Origin of the sequence: Microcoleus sp. B4-C2 (assembly GCF_036705265.1) — a bacterium.
GTDB lineage: Bacteria > Cyanobacteriota > Cyanobacteriia > Cyanobacteriales > Microcoleaceae > Microcoleus.
In genome coordinates this window covers 36,249-51,996 of the sequence record NZ_JAUBUB010000001.1, presented here as the reverse complement: position 1 = coordinate 51,996, position 15,748 = coordinate 36,249, and the positions used below count along the sequence as shown (strand labels likewise).

Here is a 15,748-nt window from a genome sequence, read left to right as displayed (position 1 = left end):
CAACTCGACTGTATCATCGAGAATTGCATCATAATGGGTTCTCCCCGTTTCTTACCCTCATACGCAGATCATGTCCAAAATCATCTCTGTCCACTCTTACCGGGGCGGAACTGGCAAATCGAACACGACAGCAAACCTGGCATCTATTATCGCTCGCGGCGGAAATCGAGTCGCCATTGTGGACACAGACATTCAATCGCCGGGGATTCACGTGCTGTTCGGTTTCAGCGAGAGCAATATGGATCGCTGCTTGAACGATTACCTGTGGGGCCGATGTCCGATCGCGGATACGGCCTACAATGTGAGTTCCCTGCTGCCAAAATTAGCCAGTAACGGCAGCCTCTACCTGATTCCTTCGAGCATTAAAGCAGGGGAGATAGCGCGAGTTTTGCGCGAAGGCTACGATGTGGGACTGCTTACCGACGGCTTTCAAGAACTGATCGAGGTTTTGAACTTAGACTACCTATTTATAGACACGCACCCGGGGCTCAACGAAGAAACCCTCCTCAGCATCACCATTTCCGACATCCTGCTGCTGATTCTGCGTCCGGATCAGCAAGATTTTCAGGGAACTGCTGTCACGGTAGATGTGGCCCGCAAATTAGAAGTTCCCAAGATTTTGATGACGATTAACAAAGCCCCAGAATCGCTGGATTTCGAGGATTTGAAGCAGCAAGTAGAGAGTATTTACAACATCCCAGTGGCAGGGGTACTGCCCCACAGCGACCAGATGATGCTGCTCGCCAGCAAGGGGGTGTTTGCGCTGCACTTCCCTAACGACCCTCTAACTAAGGTTGTGGAAGGAATTGCCAAACAGATTGTGGGATAATTGGTGCAGCGAATGCCGAGATCCCGCCCAGGAGTTTCGCTTTCGCTCTCAATTCTTGGGGAGCGATGTCCTCCTGCGTATCCCGAATATTTGCTTAGAGAGTCAGGAGAATGGCGACAAAATGAGATACAAATAGATTATGAGAATTTGTTAAAAAACTTTAGGAGGAGAACTCATGGATTTTGACTTCCGCATACTAATAGTATTGATGCCCGTATTGTTGGCGGGCGGCTGGGCGGCTTACAACGTCGGCGCTATAGCTCTCAAACAAGTGCAGAAAATGTTGAACAAGCAAGCATGAACTAAGCATTATCACCAGTAATTTCGCAGCCGGCTGTTTTTTGAGATACAAAACAGCCGGCTGATTTGTGCATGGGCTCTGCTTAAGTGATGGCTGATTTTTTGTGGGCAATTTACGACTGCAGAGAGATGGGGCAAAAACCCAAAAAAAGTTAAGTTTAAAGGTTAGGCAGAAACCGACTAGGCTCAAGCAACATACTTTGTTGCAGCAAACGAGCCTGGGTAAAAAAAACCTAGCTGTGAAAGCAGGGCGATCGTGTAAGTTCGGATTTTGATGTTTTGAACTCTACTCAGGATTTATGAGTAGAGTGCCATAAAAATATTTGGTAAGCACGTTATCGCAGAAAATATGAGACAATCACAAAAGTATTTGCCCTGAAAATCGCCCTAAAAACTGCGAAGTTTAACTGGTAGGGAAGATAGGTCAAATTGTCAATGTTAAATTCCTATATCTTTAGATAGATTATGCTTTTTCCCCGATCGAGCGGCATATTACTCCACCCCACATCCTTTCCCAGTCGATTTGGCATTGGGGACTTGGGAATGGAAGCATATCGCTTTATTGACTTTTTAGTAGAGAGCGACCAGCTATACTGGCAGATATTGCCGCTGGGCCCGACAGGATACGGCAATTCTCCTTATTCATGCTATTCAGCAATGGCGGGAAATCCGCTGCTGATTAACCCTGAACTGCTGCGGAACGATCAATTGCTCGCAGATGAAGACTTCGCTAATTTGCCAGAATTTCCGCTGGATTATGTAGACTTCGAGCGGGCGATCGCCCTGAAAGTGTCTTTGCTCAAAAAAGCTTGCGAAAACTTCAAAGCCAAAGCATCGCCGGTGCAGCAAAGAGACTTCTCAGCTTTTTGCGAAAGCAAAGAGAGTTGGCTGGAAGATTATGCCTTCTTTATGGCACTCAAGGATCACTTTGGCGGTGTTAGCTGGAACAATTGGGAACCCGAAATTGCCCGTCGAGAACCCAAGTCCCTAGAAAAGTGGCGCCAGCAGCTAAATGCTGAGATTTATTACTACAAATACGTTCAATTTGAGTTTTTCCGCCAGTGGACGGAGTTGAAACGCTATGCCAACCAGCGTCACATTCAAATTATTGGTGACATTCCGATTTATGTAGCTCACGACAGCGCGGATGTGTGGTCGAATCCCCACTTATTCTGCTTGGATGAAGCCAGCAGAGAACCAGCTTTAATGGCCGGAGTTCCCCCGGATTACTTCAGTGCAACAGGTCAATTGTGGGGCAACCCCGTATACAATTGGGAGAAGTTGCAAGCAACTAATTTCGAGTGGTGGGTGCAGCGTTTTGAAGCGATTTTCTCTTATGTAGACGTGACTCGGATCGACCACTTTCGAGGATTTGACGCTTACTGGGCGGTGAAGCGCGGACAAGAAACTGCGATCGAGGGAGAGTGGATTAAAGCGCCGGGAACAGCTTTGTTGGATGTAATTAACGAAAAGTTTGGCAACTTGCCGATTATCGCTGAGGATTTAGGGGTAATTACTCCAGAAGTGGAAGCTTTGCGCGATCGATACGAGTTTCCAGGAATGAAGATTTTGCAGTTTGCTTTTGGCGCTGGTCCGGGCGATCCTTTTTTGCCTTTCAATTACGATCGCAACTCCGTAGTCTACACCGGCACCCACGACAACGACACGACTGTTGGATGGTTCAATCAACTGCAAAACTACGAAAGAGACGAGGTTTTGCGTTATTTGGGCTGCATCGATCCCCAAGGAATTCACTGGTCTTTAATCCGCATGGGCTGGATTTCTGTTGCTAATATGGCAATTGTGCCGTTTCAAGATTTGTTGGGTTTAGGTACTGACGCGCGGATGAATTTTCCGGGGAAACCAGAGGGAAATTGGGGCTGGCGGTATCGGCCCGAAGCTGTGAATTGGGAAGTGCGCGATCGGCTAAAAACTATGACTTACATCTCCGGGCGCGCTCCTAATAAACATTGATTGTCGGGAAGGGGTAATTGGTAATTGTTAATGGGTAATATCAAATCTGTTAACATCGGAATTATTCCTATCTCTCTTCTCTTTATCTGCGTGAATCAGCGTCAATCCCTTGTCCGGGGCGGTTCAGAAATTATCTTTTCTTGACCGCAGATACAGGCAGATGCAACACAGATTAACGCAGATGAATTCTATCAATTCCGGTTGCACCATCCGTGATTGTTAACCGAAAGCATCCAGGATACAAGCCCCCGGATTCATCCGTCCAGAAATAAAAAACCTGTATCCCATGAAACTTGCCGAACGTATTTATCTCGCGCAAGTCAATGCTTCAATTCTAAAATCTAAAATCTAAAATCTAAAATCGATTGACTGTTGACTGGATATGACTATTCCGATGCAACCGGGTTTGATAGAATGGGTAATTGGTAATTGGTAATGAGTGCATCAAGACGGACATTCTAATTAAAATGTATGGACTGCCCGCTATTACCTATTACCCATTAACAATTACCCATTAACACTCAACCTTCATTCTGGGGCGGTGCTGAAGGCTTAAGTTCGCTTGCTTTAAAAACAACTTCTTTAGCGACTCCAGGCTCTCCGAGTTGTTCGGCTTGTCCGTTATTAACAGCAACCATTACCCCGCCTGCGTTACCTGCTACCACTACCAATTGCTTTTGAGCCCCCCAGGTGCGAACAGTCCCGGTCGGCAAAGTTCCCTCAAACTCTGTTTTACCATCGACTTCAACCTGCATCCACGATTCTGCTTTAAAAGTGACGCTAACCATTACTGGTTTATTGCCAGATTTATTTAAATTTTGACCGGTTCTTACTGCTTCGACAGCCTCGTAACTATCCGGTTTCTGATTTTGTGAGGCTCTTGATGCCTCAGCAGCGGCGCGAGCTTGTTCTTGCTGCCCAAGCGCTAGTTCTTCGGCTCCCGCACCGTTTTTTGCGGTAACAGAACCGCTCATCAATTGAGATAAGACATTGACCGAACAGATAATTAGAAATGTGTAAAAGAGGTAGAGGTGCATCGGCCGCAACTGAGGCCCATCTTGCCAAGATAGCTTGCTTATCGATCGGGGCGGCGGTTCGATCGGAAAAAATTCGGCAAACTGAGTTCCGTCCAAACCCATTGCTTCAGCGTAGCGCTTGATCAAACCCTGAGTGTAGACGGGTTCGGGAAGTTGGTCGAGTTGACCGTCCTCGATTGCTTGTAGCAGATTCCGCCGAATCATTGTTACCACGGCTACTTTGTCCAAACAAATCGACTGCTGTTCGCGGTACTGACGGAGTTTAGCTCCTATTTCCGCTAGCTTCTTCTGAGCTGGTTCTGGCTCTTGGGAGTGCAGTTTCTGCTTAGTGGTTTTGAAGAATAAAAACAATAAATTCTTTGTCATATGCTGTGCTCCTGGGAATTTACTGGCACGCTTATTGATGTTAGGTTGACTAGATTCCATAAATAAATAATTTCCGCATCTTCTAGGGGTCGGCAGCAGCCTGGTGGCAATATTGGCGAACCGGGCCGCTGCAATTGAATCGGGCCAATGGCTGTGCGGTGCAGGCGCACCACGGGATATCCCAAGAGCTCGGCTGTTCGCCGAATCTGTCGGTTTCTGCCTTCTGATAGAATGACTTCTAACAGAGTTTGGTCTTGCGCGCGATCGATAACTTTAACTTTCGCGGGCAAAGTTTTTCTGCCGGACAAGATGATGCCCTGACGCCACGTTTGTAGTATGGGTTCCGGGGGATCGCCGCTCACCCAAACCTGATAAGTTTTGGCGATCGAGTGACGCGGATGGGTCAAACAAAATGTCAGCTTACCATCATTGGTGAGCAAGAGGGCGCCGGTGGAATCTGCATCTAAGCGTCCTACGGGGTGGATGCCTTGACCCGAACGCAGTTGGGGTGGCAGCAAGTCGAGAACTTTCGATCGGGATCTTGGATCGCTGCAAGTAGAAACTACGCCTGCCGGTTTGTTGAGCAACAGATACACCTTTGCGGGTTTATCCGTTGGTTTCACCGGGACTCCATCGACTTGGATGAGATCGCGATCGGGATTCGCTTTTTCTCCTAAGTGAACAATATTGCCATTAACTCGGACTCGTCCAGCTACAATCATCTGTTCTGCAAGACGGCGAGAGGCAATGCCCCACTGGGCGAGGATTTTTTGCAGCCTTTCATCAGACATGACGGGAGTGTGGAAATCCCCAACGAGCCAGCGGTGGGGAGGAAACACGACACGGTTAATTGATTAACCGTACTAGCAATGCTCAATTCCTGGTTGGGAATAAATTATAATGCTGACCAATTATTACAGGACGTCCGGCAAGAGTGCAGATTGTCCTTGTGCCCGGTGCAGATTGTCCTGATGGCATTACCCTGAATGCTGTGCAAAAACTACGACGAAAAGACTCGCGGCAGGCACAGGTTTGCACCGTTGGTTTGCGGCTGGTTTGAAAGGTGTGGGTCTGACCCGACCATAAACCAACACTACCATAAATCCCGTACTCCTGGTTAAATTTATACGCTCGATCGCGAATTTTTCATCGGGATCGCACAACTCGTGAACTATCCAAATATCTCAAGGGTAGAAAGGTGAGAATTTTTCTGCTTCTGGCGTTGCTGATGCCAGATTTCTGCTTGATTTTGGAGTTAATCAGACTTGTGTTCATCAACCCGGTTTCTCAGGAAAATCAGAGGTTGACAGCGGTATATCTGTGCAGAAACCCGGTTTTTGAGGCCGGAGGTGCAAGTTCTAGTTAAATTTCTGTGCTTGAATATTAAGGTTTATATTCTGAAATTGTTTATGACTGTCGATCGAAACTCTCTTCAATTTGACAATAGAGATGGCGCTGCTGGCTCTGGTGAGACTGTTAATCTGGGCGAGGAACCGGGGAGAGCTTCGCCGAGTCAAGGCAGCCGGATCGCGAGCGCGGTGCTGTCTCCGGCGGTGCAGTTGTGGCTGCGATCGCAAGTTCAGCATGTGGACGAGTTGAAGGTGAAAATTGAGGGGAGCGATCGACAAATCTTCAGCGGTGCGATCCCCAAAGTCACGGCGGCCGCGATCGGTGCTGTGTATAAAGGACTACACCTAACTGACGTTGCCATAGAGGGCTGTGGCATTCGCATCAACCTCGGTCAAGCTCTCAAAGGCCAACCCCTGCGCCTCCTGGAATCCGTTCCCGTAACAGGCGTTTTGAGGGTCAGCCAAGCGGATTTGAATGCGTCGCTGAAAGCGCCTTTGCTGGCTGATGCTTTGAGCGAATTTTTGCTCCCCCTGCTGCCACTAACAGATAGGGAAAAGTCGCTGAAGTTGCAAAATTCGCAGATTGCAATTGAGGGGGGTTTGTTAACGCTTTCGGCGACAATTTTGCGCGCTGGCGGTAGGCAAATTCCTTTGGTATTGCGGACTGGTTTGCGGATAGCCAGCGGTCGCGAATTGATGTTTGAATCACCAGAAATCGAAATGGATGGAGAATTAAAGAGCAGTGATTTCAATGGTTTTAAAATTGATTTTGGGCCGGAAGTTGAGATAGAAGAATTGATTTTGAGTCCGGGGGAGATTGTTTGTCGGGGGGGAATTAGAGTTTTGCCTTAGTTAGTTGACAGTTGACTGTTGACTGTTGGCTGTTGGCTTTAACCTGGTTCTTCGGTAGATCCTGGGAATACATACCCAATGCCCTGTTTGGCCAATGCCCTGTTTGGCCAATTCCCAATTCCCAATTCCCAATTCCCAATTACCGATTAATTAAAAAAGAGTCGATCGCTGGCAAGAGTAAAGTGACAAAATAGTAGACTAACGGCGCGGTAAAAACATAACTGTCGGTGCGATCGAGAATGCCGCCGTGACCGGGGATCAACTGTCCCGAATCCTTAACGCCGGCGTCTCGCTTCATCATCGACTCAGTTAAATCTCCCAACAGGCTAGCAACCCCAATCAACATACCAAAAGCAGCCCCAGTATACTGCCACCCCGGCCAGTGTAAATACCAAGAACCAGCGACTGCCACGGCGATGCTGCCGCAAACTCCAAATACGGCACCTTCAACGGTTTTTTTGGGGCTGATGTGGGATAGGCTAGTGCGCCCGAAGAATTTGCCGACAAAATAAGCTCCAATGTCAGCGGCCCAGATGCAGAAGAAAGCCAGCAGCAGCGAAGTCAATCCTAAAGATATATGGCTAGAAGTTGTCCAAGACGGCGGCGAGTAAATGTTAACGGGCAAATTGCTTGCTACTGCTTGCGAAAATTGGGTTGTAGCAAGATTGGCTGGGTCGAGGCCGACTCGCAGCCGTACCCAATAGCTGGGCAAATAACCGCCGTAGAACAATCCTAAAACTGAGGAGGCAATATCGGCGATCGTCGATAATTTAGGTTGGAATAACAGGTAGAAACAGATTAAGGTTCCCGCTAGAGGGAACATGGCATCTACGAGTTCCGGTGCTAGGGCGGCAGTAATTAATAGCCCTTGACTGACGGCTAAGGTAGTTTTGGCAGCGGGTGCAATACCTTTCGCCCTGGCTAATTGAAAATATTCCAATTGGCCTAGGTAGACGATGACTCCAAAGCCGACGGTGAAGTACCATCCGCCCATAATAATCATTCCCAAAGCAAGGGCGATCGCAACTATTCCACTCAGGATACGAGACCAAGGCATAAAATGAATTTCTCTTGCAGACGGCGGTGGATCATTCGATTTTGGATTTTGGATTTTGGATTTTGGATTTGAGATTTGGGATTTTTCTAGAGCACGAGTTGATCCCTTGCACAACTAACCCCCATCCCCCATCGGTCATCCAATATCTCAAGTCAGGCGGTCAATCCAGCTATGGTGGCCCCTATTCTTAAGTATGAAGGTTAAGTGAACTTAAAAAAGATTAAGAATTACATTTAGGAATGGGCATAGGGCATAGGGCATGGGGCATTGGGTATGTATTCCCAGGCTCTGCCGAGGAACCAGGTTAAAGTTAACTGTCAACTGTCAACTAACTTCTAATCCAGCTTTTCGCCGCTGAGAATAAATATGGGATTGACGGCGGCAAAGGTTTGACTGAGGCCGCGAGTCTCCAAGCGGTTGACGGCGGACTGGACTACTTCAATGTTGCGGACTTGTAACTCGGCGAAACCTTCGGAAAGGGCGTAAAGATTCTCTAAATTCGATGCTGTGGCGACAACTCTACCGTGGGGTTGCAAGTACCGCCAGACTTCTTGGAGAATGGCTTTAATGGGGCGACCTCCTTCGATGCAGACTCGGTGGGGGGGTTGGGGCAGGTTTTCCAGACATTCCGGGGCACTACCTTCTATGACTTCTACGTTGTCGAGCTCGAATCGATCGCAATTTCTGCGAATCAAGCTTGCTACTTCTTCGTCCCTTTCAACGGCAATAATCCGACCTTTAGGACACAGCAAACCTGTTTCTACGGCGATCGTACCAGTACCTGCACCGATGTCCCACACGACTGAATCTGCTTGCAGCCGCAGGTGGGATATTAACAGCAGTCGGACTTCTCGCTTACTCATGGGAATTCCCGGTAAACGTTCAAATAAGTCATCCGGGATGCCTGGAGTGACGTAGGGCCAAAGCATAGTTATATTTTTGATTTTTGATTTTTGATTGAAGCAAGACCGAAGTTGGAACTCGCGGAAGAAGTAGAAATTCTGCCAATTTCCCCCAAGCCTTAATATTTACTGTCGCACAACCTTGAGAGTTTGGAGGCCGGGATCGCTACAACCTGTGATTTTTCCGCCGGCGGCCAGGATTTGTTGCAGGTAGTCAACGGCTTCTGGGGTAATGATTTCACCGGGCATCAGGACTGGTATTCCTGGGGGGTAGGGACAGATGAGTTCGGCACTGAGTCGATCGACTGCTTTGTCTGCTGGTACTGTTTCCGCTGGAAAAAAGAAAGCCTCGCGGGGGGAGAGGAGAGGGGGAGAGTGGGAGATTGGGAGATTGGGAGATTGGGCAAATCTTCCATCGGACATCGGACTTCTTCTCTCGGACTTCTTCTTTTGGACTTCTTCCTTCTTCCTGACATCCGTTACATCCGTTACAGAATCCGTTGCCGAACTTCCTTCTTCCTTCTTCCTTCTTCCTTCTAAAATCGTAAAAGCTTTAACTAAATTGTCAATATCTGATTCTGTATTTCCCAAGCTGATAATAAATGTTAAATGTTGCGGCATTGGTAATTCTGCCGTGACACCGAGTTGCGAGTGCAGAATTTCATCTGCGGCAAATCCTGTAATTCCTAAATCTGATACTTTTACTGTTAGCCTGGTTCGGTCTAATGCTGCAAAACCCGGTGTATTTAATGGTTCTAAAACTGATAAGCCGGGAATTTGACTGATGCGCGATCGCGCTTTTTCTGCTAGCTGTAAAGTTTGCGCCATTAATTCTTTGCCGTGGAGTGCGATTTGTTGGCGGGCTGCGTCTAGGGATGCTAATAGTATATAACTCGGACTGGTAGATTGTACTAACTGCAATGCTCTATTTAATTTTTGGATATCTATGCGATCGCCCTTGACGTGCAGCATCGATGCTTGTGTCATTGCACCGAGGGTTTTGTGGATTGATTGTACTGTTAAATCGGCGCCGGCTGATAGTGCCGATTCTGGCAAGTTTGGATGAAAGTTAAAGTGCGCGCCGTGGGCTTCGTCTACTAATAACGGTATGTTGTATTGATGGGTAAGTTGGGCGATCGCCCGCAAATCCCCGCAGACGCCGTGATAGGTTGGGTAAACTATCATTACTGCTTTGGCGTCGGGATGTTGTTCTAATGCGGAGGCTGTGGCTTCTGGGGTGATGCTGTTGGCAAGATCCCAATCCGGGTTGTACTCTGGATTGACAAAAATGGGAATTGCACCGGATAAAATTAAACCAGAAATTGCCGATGAGTGGATATTTCGAGGTAGGATAATTTTATCTCCTGGGCCGCAAGTTGCTAAAATGGCGGCGATAATTCCGCAAGTTGAACCGTTAGCCAAAAATCGAGTTGATTGGGCTCCAAATGCTGCGGCGGCTAATTCTTGAGCTTCGGCAATTGCACCTTCTGGGTTAAAGAGATTGTCTAATTCCGGCAATTCGGGCAAATCCGATCGAAATACTGCCGCACCGAATAAGTCAATTAGGGGTTGAGAGATTCCTTGTCCGCGTTTATGTCCGGGGGCGTAGAATGGGGCGTGCGGATGATTTGTGCGATCGCGCAAGGCATCTAATAGAGGCGTTTGTTGTTGAGAGTTTGCTGGTGACACGATTAATCTTGATTGCTGTATTTGATATCTAAGTAGAGCGATATGAAAAAACCATAATATCTTGTAGGGACGGGCTCGGCCAGTACCTTTACTCTCAGGCAGTTTCTTGCTGTACTCACGCGCCCTCCCCATCTAATGTTTATTTGTAACCACCTACTTAGTTTAATGCTAAAGGCATAAATTTCTGCGGAACTAACAGTTAATTATAGCTATTTAGATAGATGTACGCCCTGCAATCTTTAGTTTAAAGTTGTGATATAAAACAGTACCACAACTCAGTTATTTTTGTTGAAAAATATAGCTAGAAGTGGCGACCAAATATTTTTGAAACATCTCTATTAGCGAGCAAAAAACTAACATGATTTTTCCCAACCCTAGTCCGTTTCCAGGCCCGCAGATTCCCAGTACCGAACCGGGGTTCCCGACTATACCCGCATCGCCACCAGTGCCGGGCCCCGTACCCGAACCGATTCCCGGCTTCGTACCGGAACCCGTACCTGCGCCAATTCCGCAGCCAATTCCCGAACCGGTGCCGGAAACTGTACCCTCTCCAATTCCTCAAACAGTGCCGGAGCCTATTCCTCAGACAATCCCTGAACCTGTTTAAATTATGTTTTAGTCGATCGCGAAATTTAAGATTGTTTGTCAGGCCGATCGCAAAAACCGAGTTTCCCCAAAGTCCCCAATATTTTTGTGGAATATCAGACTTGAAAAAACTCGGTTTTTGCCTAAATTATCGATTAACTACTTACTGAAGTTGATCGACGGCGCTGTACAAAAGTTAATACCACGCAAATCAGACTGTGTGCCGTCAGAGTATGTGGCCATGATATCAAAAACACAGCCATCCGAGATATCATCCTCGTACTCAGCTGAATCAAATTCAAAAGGGACAGTGCCCCGATCGGCAAGCGGACCGTCTAACAGGTTTTCTCCCCAATCATCGTCGGAATTACTCGACTGGAGGACTGTCATCGTCTTGCCGCTGTTGTTAATCACCGAAAGTTTGACCCTCTCAGCGAAAACGCTAGCTGCTGTGAGTCCTAACAGAGGCAGCGAGAGCACCGCAGCGATCGTCACTTTGCTTAACCATCGGTTAACCATTGAGCCATCTACCTTAAGTTGTATATTTACTCAAGCTTAGCAGTGGAAGTTAAAACACACAAGTCATATATATTGCTATTCCTTATGATATTTTGATACAGTGATATGTTTCTAAATAGCTATGCTTACTGCCGGAATTGTCGGACTGCCTAATGTTGGCAAATCTACTTTGTTTAATGCTCTGGTTGCTAATGCCAAGGCGACTGCTGCTAATTTTCCTTTCTGTACGATCGAGCCAAATACGGGTATCGTGGCAGTGCCAGACGAACGGTTGAAGGTGCTGAGCAATATTTCCAATTCCGCGCAAACTGTGCCGACGCGGATGGAATTTGTGGATATTGCGGGTTTGGTGAAGGGGGCGAGTCAGGGAGAAGGACTGGGAAATCAGTTTTTGTCTCACATTCGGGCTGTGGATGCGATCGTCCACGTTGTCCGCTGTTTTGACAATGATGATATTATTCACGTTGCCGGTTCTGTAGATCCCCAGCGAGATATTGACATTATCAATCTCGAATTAATTTTAGCAGACTTAGCTCAAATTGAACGCAGGCTCGATCGCACTCGCAAGCTCGCCCGCAACAATAAGGAAGCTCAGGCAGAAGTGGATGTACTCGAAAAATTAGTCGCAGTTTTGAATGCCGGGAAACCTGCGCGGCAGTACAATTTCACAGATGAAGAAGCTGAATTAGTTAAAGGTTTGGAATTACTGACCAACAAACCAATTATCTATGCGGCTAACGTATCTGATGACGATTTAGCAACGGGAAATAGCTATGTCGAACAAGTGCGGGAAGTAGCAGAAGCAGAAAATGCTAAGGTTGTTATAGTTTCGGCGCAAGTTGAGTCAGAATTGGTGGAGTTATCCGAGGAAGAACGAACGGATTTCCTAGAATCTCTGGGGGTAAAAGAAGGTGGCTTGAAATCTCTGATTCGAGCTACTTACGAATTATTGGGTTTGCGGACTTATTTTACTAGCGGCCCGAAGGAAACTCGCGCTTGGACAATTATCGCGGGAATGTTAGCACCGCAAGCTGCGGGGGTGATTCACTCTGATTTTGAACGGGGTTTCATCCGGGCCGAAACTGTAGCTTATGAAGATTTGGTTGCTACGGGCGCGATGAATGCGGCTAAGGAAAAAGGCTTAGTTCGCAGTGAAGGAAAAGAGTATGTTGTACAAGAGGGGGATGTGCTGTTGTTCCGATTTAATGTTTAGCTTTTTTTCGAGGAGATTGCCAAATGAAGCTCGATATCTTTTCGGTGGCAATTGCTTGGCTGCTTAATTCTGTGAGCTTTTTTATTCTTTCCAAGTTGCCCATCGGGGTAGATATTGACAGTTTTGGAAAAGCGATGATTTCGGCTGCCGTTTTTGGATTGCTGAATGCTTTGGTGCGGCCGGTTTTTGTGGGAAATGTTGAACCATTTGCGTTGCCCACTTATAGCTTGTTTGCGATGGTTATCAACGCTGCTATGTTTGGATTGGCGGCTTGGCTAGTCCAAGGGTTTCGCTTGCGGTGGGGAATTTGGAGTGCTTTGCTGGGGGCGATCGCCCTCGGTTTTATTAACTCTCTTCTCTATGACGTGTTGGATAAGCTGCCAAATTTACGGTAGATCAAGGTAACGCGCGGGCGGAAGGAAGGGGCGGGTTTATTCATCCTGTTAGTTATCGTCAATATTTCAGGTGAAACCCGCCCCGACGGCAAATATTTTAGGTGTAATTCTGCCATATCAGGTATTTGTTTTTTGGTATGGGTTGAGTTATTAGCCTTCACAGTAGTCGATAAATTTGTCGGGAACTAGGCGCAATTCGCCCGATCGAAAGCGCTCGATCGGTATCCAAAATGCAGTATGTTCCCCATCTCCGTCTGCAAAATCCAGACTCTCCAATTCATAAAATTTGCGATCGACAAAATCGCACTGGTATAGTTGTATTAGTTCGTGTCCGGCTTGGCCATTAAAAATAAAAAAATTTTCCAAACAAGCCAAATATTTGATATTTGTTAACTCGGCTTTAATTTCTTCTTGAAACTCTCTTTGCAAAGCGTCGATGCTGTGCTCTCCGAATTCTACGCCGCCGCCCAAAGCGCGGTAAAATGTGTCTTTTGTGACCGGATCTTCGCATTCTGACACGAAGATGCGATCGCCCGATCGAATTAATCCTAAAACAATGACGCGAATTTTACCTTGCATAATATAGCCATCAGTCATCAGTCATTAGTCATTACGCATCAAAACCAAAGAAACCGGGTTTTTTGCCCTTCAAGCGTTGTAACAAAGTATTCAAGGAAAAAAACCCGGTTTCTGATTACCCGTGCGTCCAGGACTATATTATCCGTGTATCCGTGTCATCCGTGTCGTGCCAACGTTTAATTATCAGCAGCAAAACCCTCTCTGCTCCTCCTATTTTCAATCGGCCAGTCTATATTTTCACCGCCAATAATTAGTTTTTCAATCGTTACGAATTCTTTGCTGAGTTGCTGGAAAACATTAATCAAAACATCGAGGCCAATTGCATCGCTAGTGCCCAAATCAAACCAGCAGCGAGCCCAAGAACCTTGATACTCCATTTCTCCCATATTGTGCATCAAAGCCATCATGCTTTGGTCGGCTAGATTAACATCGTAATTCATATCACTGATGTCTAAGCCTTCATCTTGAACTTGCAAATTTTCCGCATTAAATCCTCCGAGTTTTCCCAAGAAAAACCAAGAGTCAAACACTTCTTCAACATACTGTTTTTCACCGTTTGAAGGCACGTTGCTGAACTTCAGCCAAATCCAGAGGTCAAAGGGGTTAAACTCGCGAAACTCTACTTGCATCAATTTTATCAAAGAAAGGGAATGGAATTGCAGGAATTGGATTGTAGGAGAGAGGAAAATTGGGAGAGAGGGAGACAGGGAAAATTTTCCTCCTGACTCCTGACTTCTGACTTTTACTCTGACTCTTTTTATAGTGGTGGTAAGGCTGCCGGCCCCCAGACTCCATCTGCATCTCTGATTTTATCGCGCATCGGGTCGCAGGCGCGAGATTGGCTGTCGAGACGGTTACGGGTTCTGCACTGCTGAAAGAAGATTTCGGCTACTAAACTGCGCGGCAGTTGGTCTGGTTTTGCTAAGGCGGCGTCGAAGTTTTTTCGGGCTTCCTCAAGTAAGGTTTTGTTGCTGTCTTTTCCCTGGGATTTGGAGAACAAAATTTGTGCTTTTAGATAGAGAACTTCGGGATTATTTGGCGTTTCTGCTAGGGATTTGTTCGCAAATTCTAAAGCGCGATCGTACTTTTTCAAGTCTCGATAGCCTACTGCCATGCCGCGATAAGCTAAGTAGCGGGGAGAGGCTTTTTGTTCGAGTCTTTGAATGGCTTCGTTGGGGTTGGAAAAGGGCAGGTTTGTGGCTAGAATTAAGTCCATGTAGCCTTTGAGCAGGTTTAGTTCTGGGTCGTTTGGCGCTATTTTTTCTGCTGCCTCTAGGTATTGAAATACTACTCGCAATTTACTCAAAGCTTGGGGCGCGCCTTTGGCTGTTCCTTCTTTGGCTATAATGTTCGCCCCTTCTAGAAAGTGACCGGCTGCTGTGTAAATATTGCCGCGCAATGGATTAGTTTTAGTCAATTTTTCGCCGACTTCGCGGGTTTTTTGCGCGTAGGAATTCATCGAGTTTAAGTCCTGCTCGATGTATGAGAGGGAGGCTGCCATTGCATAGGCTAGCGGCTCGTTTGGTTCGGTGGATAGTGCTTGTTGAACTTGTGCTTTTGCTTGTTTGTAGTTTCCTTGCTGAAACATTGTTTTGAAAGCGGTTTCGGTGTTGGGCCCGATCGCCTGCGGGTTGCTGCTGCGAAAGGGATCGCCCGCTACTGCTGAGTTAATGCAGATGCTGAGGGCGATCGCTCCTGCACAGGCGATCGCCCGCACTGTCTGTTTAGAACTTAACATTTGCTTGCCCACCGATGCTAAAGGAGTTTTCGTCATCGTCAATTCTCTCAATGTAATATACTGTAAACTAGAAACAAGAGAGTTAAATTTTCAGACTTTCGGGCCGCCACCAAAAAAAGAGTGAAATTTGCTTGATTTTTTGTGGTTGTTGAGGTATATTTTAATAATGGGAGTGTGACTTGTAATATATTGACGGACAGATTTCCATTATTAAACTATACCATGAAAAAACAGAAAAATCAAACGCCACTCCTGAAAAAAAAAGGAAATTTTTGTTAAGATTTATGTAAAATAATTGTGTGCGATCGACCCCTGCCAAAAACCGCCTTAACTATCAATAGCACAACCAGAAGTTCCCCCCTCC

16 protein-coding genes are annotated in these 15,748 nt (G+C 46.7%); 7 read left to right on the top strand and 9 right to left on the bottom strand.

Annotation, left to right across the window (positions count from 1 at the left end; genetic code table 11):
* Nucleotides 1-70: 70 nt before the first annotated feature.
* The 3 genes from QUB20_RS00200 (at nucleotide 71) to malQ (ending at nucleotide 3,103) form a co-directional block, all read left to right on the top strand.
* Complete coding sequence (locus QUB20_RS00200; RefSeq protein ID WP_333205872.1) at nucleotides 71-829, top strand: MinD/ParA family protein; 759 nt, start codon at nucleotides 71-73, stop codon at nucleotides 827-829.
* Nucleotides 830-1,004: 175 nt separating this feature from the next.
* Nucleotides 1,005-1,130 carry a photosystem II protein Y gene (locus tag QUB20_RS00195; protein WP_333105443.1) on the top strand — a complete coding sequence of 42 codons (126 nt, stop codon included), beginning with the start codon at nucleotides 1,005-1,007 and terminating at the stop codon, nucleotides 1,128-1,130.
* Between the two features lie 464 nt (nucleotides 1,131-1,594).
* Nucleotides 1,595-3,103, top strand: a complete 1,509-nt coding sequence (gene malQ / locus QUB20_RS00190; protein WP_333243021.1) for a 4-alpha-glucanotransferase — start codon at nucleotides 1,595-1,597, stop codon at nucleotides 3,101-3,103.
* A 521-nt stretch (nucleotides 3,104-3,624) separates the two neighbouring features.
* Here malQ and QUB20_RS00185 read toward each other — a convergent pair.
* Nucleotides 3,625-4,506, bottom strand: a complete 882-nt coding sequence (locus tag QUB20_RS00185) for a RodZ domain-containing protein (protein ID WP_333243018.1) — start codon at nucleotides 4,504-4,506, stop codon at nucleotides 3,625-3,627.
* Nucleotides 4,503-5,297: a pseudouridine synthase gene (locus QUB20_RS00180; RefSeq protein ID WP_333243108.1), complete on the bottom strand. Its 795-nt coding sequence runs from the start codon at nucleotides 5,295-5,297 to the stop codon at nucleotides 4,503-4,505. The genes QUB20_RS00185 and QUB20_RS00180 overlap by 4 nt, the downstream gene beginning before the upstream one ends.
* 618 nt (nucleotides 5,298-5,915) lie before the next feature.
* Here QUB20_RS00180 and QUB20_RS00175 point away from each other — a divergent pair.
* A complete protein-coding gene (locus tag QUB20_RS00175) occupies nucleotides 5,916-6,707 on the top strand; it encodes a DUF2993 domain-containing protein (RefSeq protein ID WP_333244223.1) in 792 nt (263 codons plus the stop codon).
* Nucleotides 6,708-6,846: 139 nt separating this feature from the next.
* Here the strand turns inward: QUB20_RS00175 and QUB20_RS00170 are convergent, their stop codons facing one another.
* The 3 genes from QUB20_RS00170 to QUB20_RS00160 all read right to left on the bottom strand — a co-directional run bounded on the left by QUB20_RS00170 (nucleotide 6,847) and on the right by QUB20_RS00160 (nucleotide 10,355).
* Entirely contained in the window at nucleotides 6,847-7,764 is a 918-nt protein-coding gene (locus QUB20_RS00170; RefSeq protein WP_333243012.1) for a phosphatidate cytidylyltransferase, read from the bottom strand.
* A 335-nt stretch (nucleotides 7,765-8,099) separates the two neighbouring features.
* Nucleotides 8,100-8,693 (bottom strand): precorrin-6Y C5,15-methyltransferase subunit CbiT, encoded by a 594-nt coding sequence (cbiT, locus tag QUB20_RS00165; protein WP_190659397.1) that lies wholly within the window; start codon nucleotides 8,691-8,693, stop codon nucleotides 8,100-8,102.
* Nucleotides 8,694-8,792: 99 nt separating this feature from the next.
* Nucleotides 8,793-10,355, bottom strand: a complete 1,563-nt coding sequence (locus QUB20_RS00160) for an aminotransferase class I/II-fold pyridoxal phosphate-dependent enzyme (RefSeq protein ID WP_333244219.1) — start codon at nucleotides 10,353-10,355, stop codon at nucleotides 8,793-8,795.
* 358 nt (nucleotides 10,356-10,713) lie between these two features.
* Between QUB20_RS00160 and QUB20_RS00155 the strand changes: the two genes are divergently transcribed.
* Nucleotides 10,714-10,962, top strand: a complete 249-nt coding sequence (locus tag QUB20_RS00155; RefSeq protein WP_333244216.1) for a gamma-aminobutyric acid A receptor, epsilon-like protein — start codon at nucleotides 10,714-10,716, stop codon at nucleotides 10,960-10,962.
* Nucleotides 10,963-11,099: 137 nt separating this feature from the next.
* On the opposite strand, the gene QUB20_RS00150 is transcribed toward QUB20_RS00155, so the two are convergent.
* Complete coding sequence (locus tag QUB20_RS00150) at nucleotides 11,100-11,459, bottom strand: hypothetical protein (protein ID WP_333243004.1); 360 nt, start codon at nucleotides 11,457-11,459, stop codon at nucleotides 11,100-11,102.
* 121 nt (nucleotides 11,460-11,580) lie between these two features.
* Between QUB20_RS00150 and ychF the strand changes: the two genes are divergently transcribed.
* Nucleotides 11,581-12,672, top strand: coding sequence for a redox-regulated ATPase YchF (ychF, locus tag QUB20_RS00145; RefSeq protein ID WP_333244213.1), 1,092 nt, complete (start codon nucleotides 11,581-11,583; stop codon nucleotides 12,670-12,672).
* Nucleotides 12,673-12,695: 23 nt separating this feature from the next.
* On the top strand, nucleotides 12,696-13,067 hold the full coding sequence (locus tag QUB20_RS00140; protein ID WP_333244210.1) for a phage holin family protein: 372 nt from the start codon (nucleotides 12,696-12,698) through the stop codon (nucleotides 13,065-13,067).
* A 150-nt stretch (nucleotides 13,068-13,217) separates the two neighbouring features.
* Here the strand turns inward: QUB20_RS00140 and QUB20_RS00135 are convergent, their stop codons facing one another.
* The 3 genes from QUB20_RS00135 to QUB20_RS00125 all read right to left on the bottom strand — a co-directional run bounded on the left by QUB20_RS00135 (nucleotide 13,218) and on the right by QUB20_RS00125 (nucleotide 15,420).
* Nucleotides 13,218-13,664 (bottom strand): NUDIX hydrolase, encoded by a 447-nt coding sequence (locus tag QUB20_RS00135; protein WP_333244207.1) that lies wholly within the window; start codon nucleotides 13,662-13,664, stop codon nucleotides 13,218-13,220.
* Between the two features lie 158 nt (nucleotides 13,665-13,822).
* Entirely contained in the window at nucleotides 13,823-14,275 is a 453-nt protein-coding gene (locus QUB20_RS00130; RefSeq protein ID WP_190659407.1) for a DUF3531 family protein, read from the bottom strand.
* Nucleotides 14,276-14,403: 128 nt separating this feature from the next.
* Nucleotides 14,404-15,420, bottom strand: coding sequence for a Sll0314/Alr1548 family TPR repeat-containing protein (locus tag QUB20_RS00125; protein ID WP_333244204.1), 1,017 nt, complete (start codon nucleotides 15,418-15,420; stop codon nucleotides 14,404-14,406).
* Nucleotides 15,421-15,748 lie beyond the last annotated feature (328 nt).

Coding starts and splice junctions, on each gene's coding strand:
- QUB20_RS00170 (WP_333243012.1), bottom strand. CDS start 7,764: ATGCCTTGGTCTCGTATCCTGAGTGGAATAGTTGCGATCGCCCTTGCT.
- QUB20_RS00155 (WP_333244216.1), top strand. CDS start 10,714: ATGATTTTTCCCAACCCTAGTCCGTTTCCAGGCCCGCAGATTCCCAGT.
- QUB20_RS00200 (WP_333205872.1), top strand. CDS start 71: ATGTCCAAAATCATCTCTGTCCACTCTTACCGGGGCGGAACTGGCAAA.
- QUB20_RS00135 (WP_333244207.1), bottom strand. CDS start 13,664: ATGACTGATGGCTATATTATGCAAGGTAAAATTCGCGTCATTGTTTTA.
- QUB20_RS00140 (WP_333244210.1), top strand. CDS start 12,696: ATGAAGCTCGATATCTTTTCGGTGGCAATTGCTTGGCTGCTTAATTCT.
- QUB20_RS00180 (WP_333243108.1), bottom strand. CDS start 5,297: ATGTCTGATGAAAGGCTGCAAAAAATCCTCGCCCAGTGGGGCATTGCC.
- cbiT (WP_190659397.1), bottom strand. CDS start 8,693: ATGCTTTGGCCCTACGTCACTCCAGGCATCCCGGATGACTTATTTGAA.
- QUB20_RS00175 (WP_333244223.1), top strand. CDS start 5,916: ATGACTGTCGATCGAAACTCTCTTCAATTTGACAATAGAGATGGCGCT.
- QUB20_RS00150 (WP_333243004.1), bottom strand. CDS start 11,459: ATGGTTAACCGATGGTTAAGCAAAGTGACGATCGCTGCGGTGCTCTCG.
- QUB20_RS00130 (WP_190659407.1), bottom strand. CDS start 14,275: ATGCAAGTAGAGTTTCGCGAGTTTAACCCCTTTGACCTCTGGATTTGG.
- malQ (WP_333243021.1), top strand. CDS start 1,595: ATGCTTTTTCCCCGATCGAGCGGCATATTACTCCACCCCACATCCTTT.
- ychF (WP_333244213.1), top strand. CDS start 11,581: ATGCTTACTGCCGGAATTGTCGGACTGCCTAATGTTGGCAAATCTACT.
- QUB20_RS00195 (WP_333105443.1), top strand. CDS start 1,005: ATGGATTTTGACTTCCGCATACTAATAGTATTGATGCCCGTATTGTTG.
- QUB20_RS00185 (WP_333243018.1), bottom strand. CDS start 4,506: ATGACAAAGAATTTATTGTTTTTATTCTTCAAAACCACTAAGCAGAAA.
- QUB20_RS00125 (WP_333244204.1), bottom strand. CDS start 15,420: ATGACGAAAACTCCTTTAGCATCGGTGGGCAAGCAAATGTTAAGTTCT.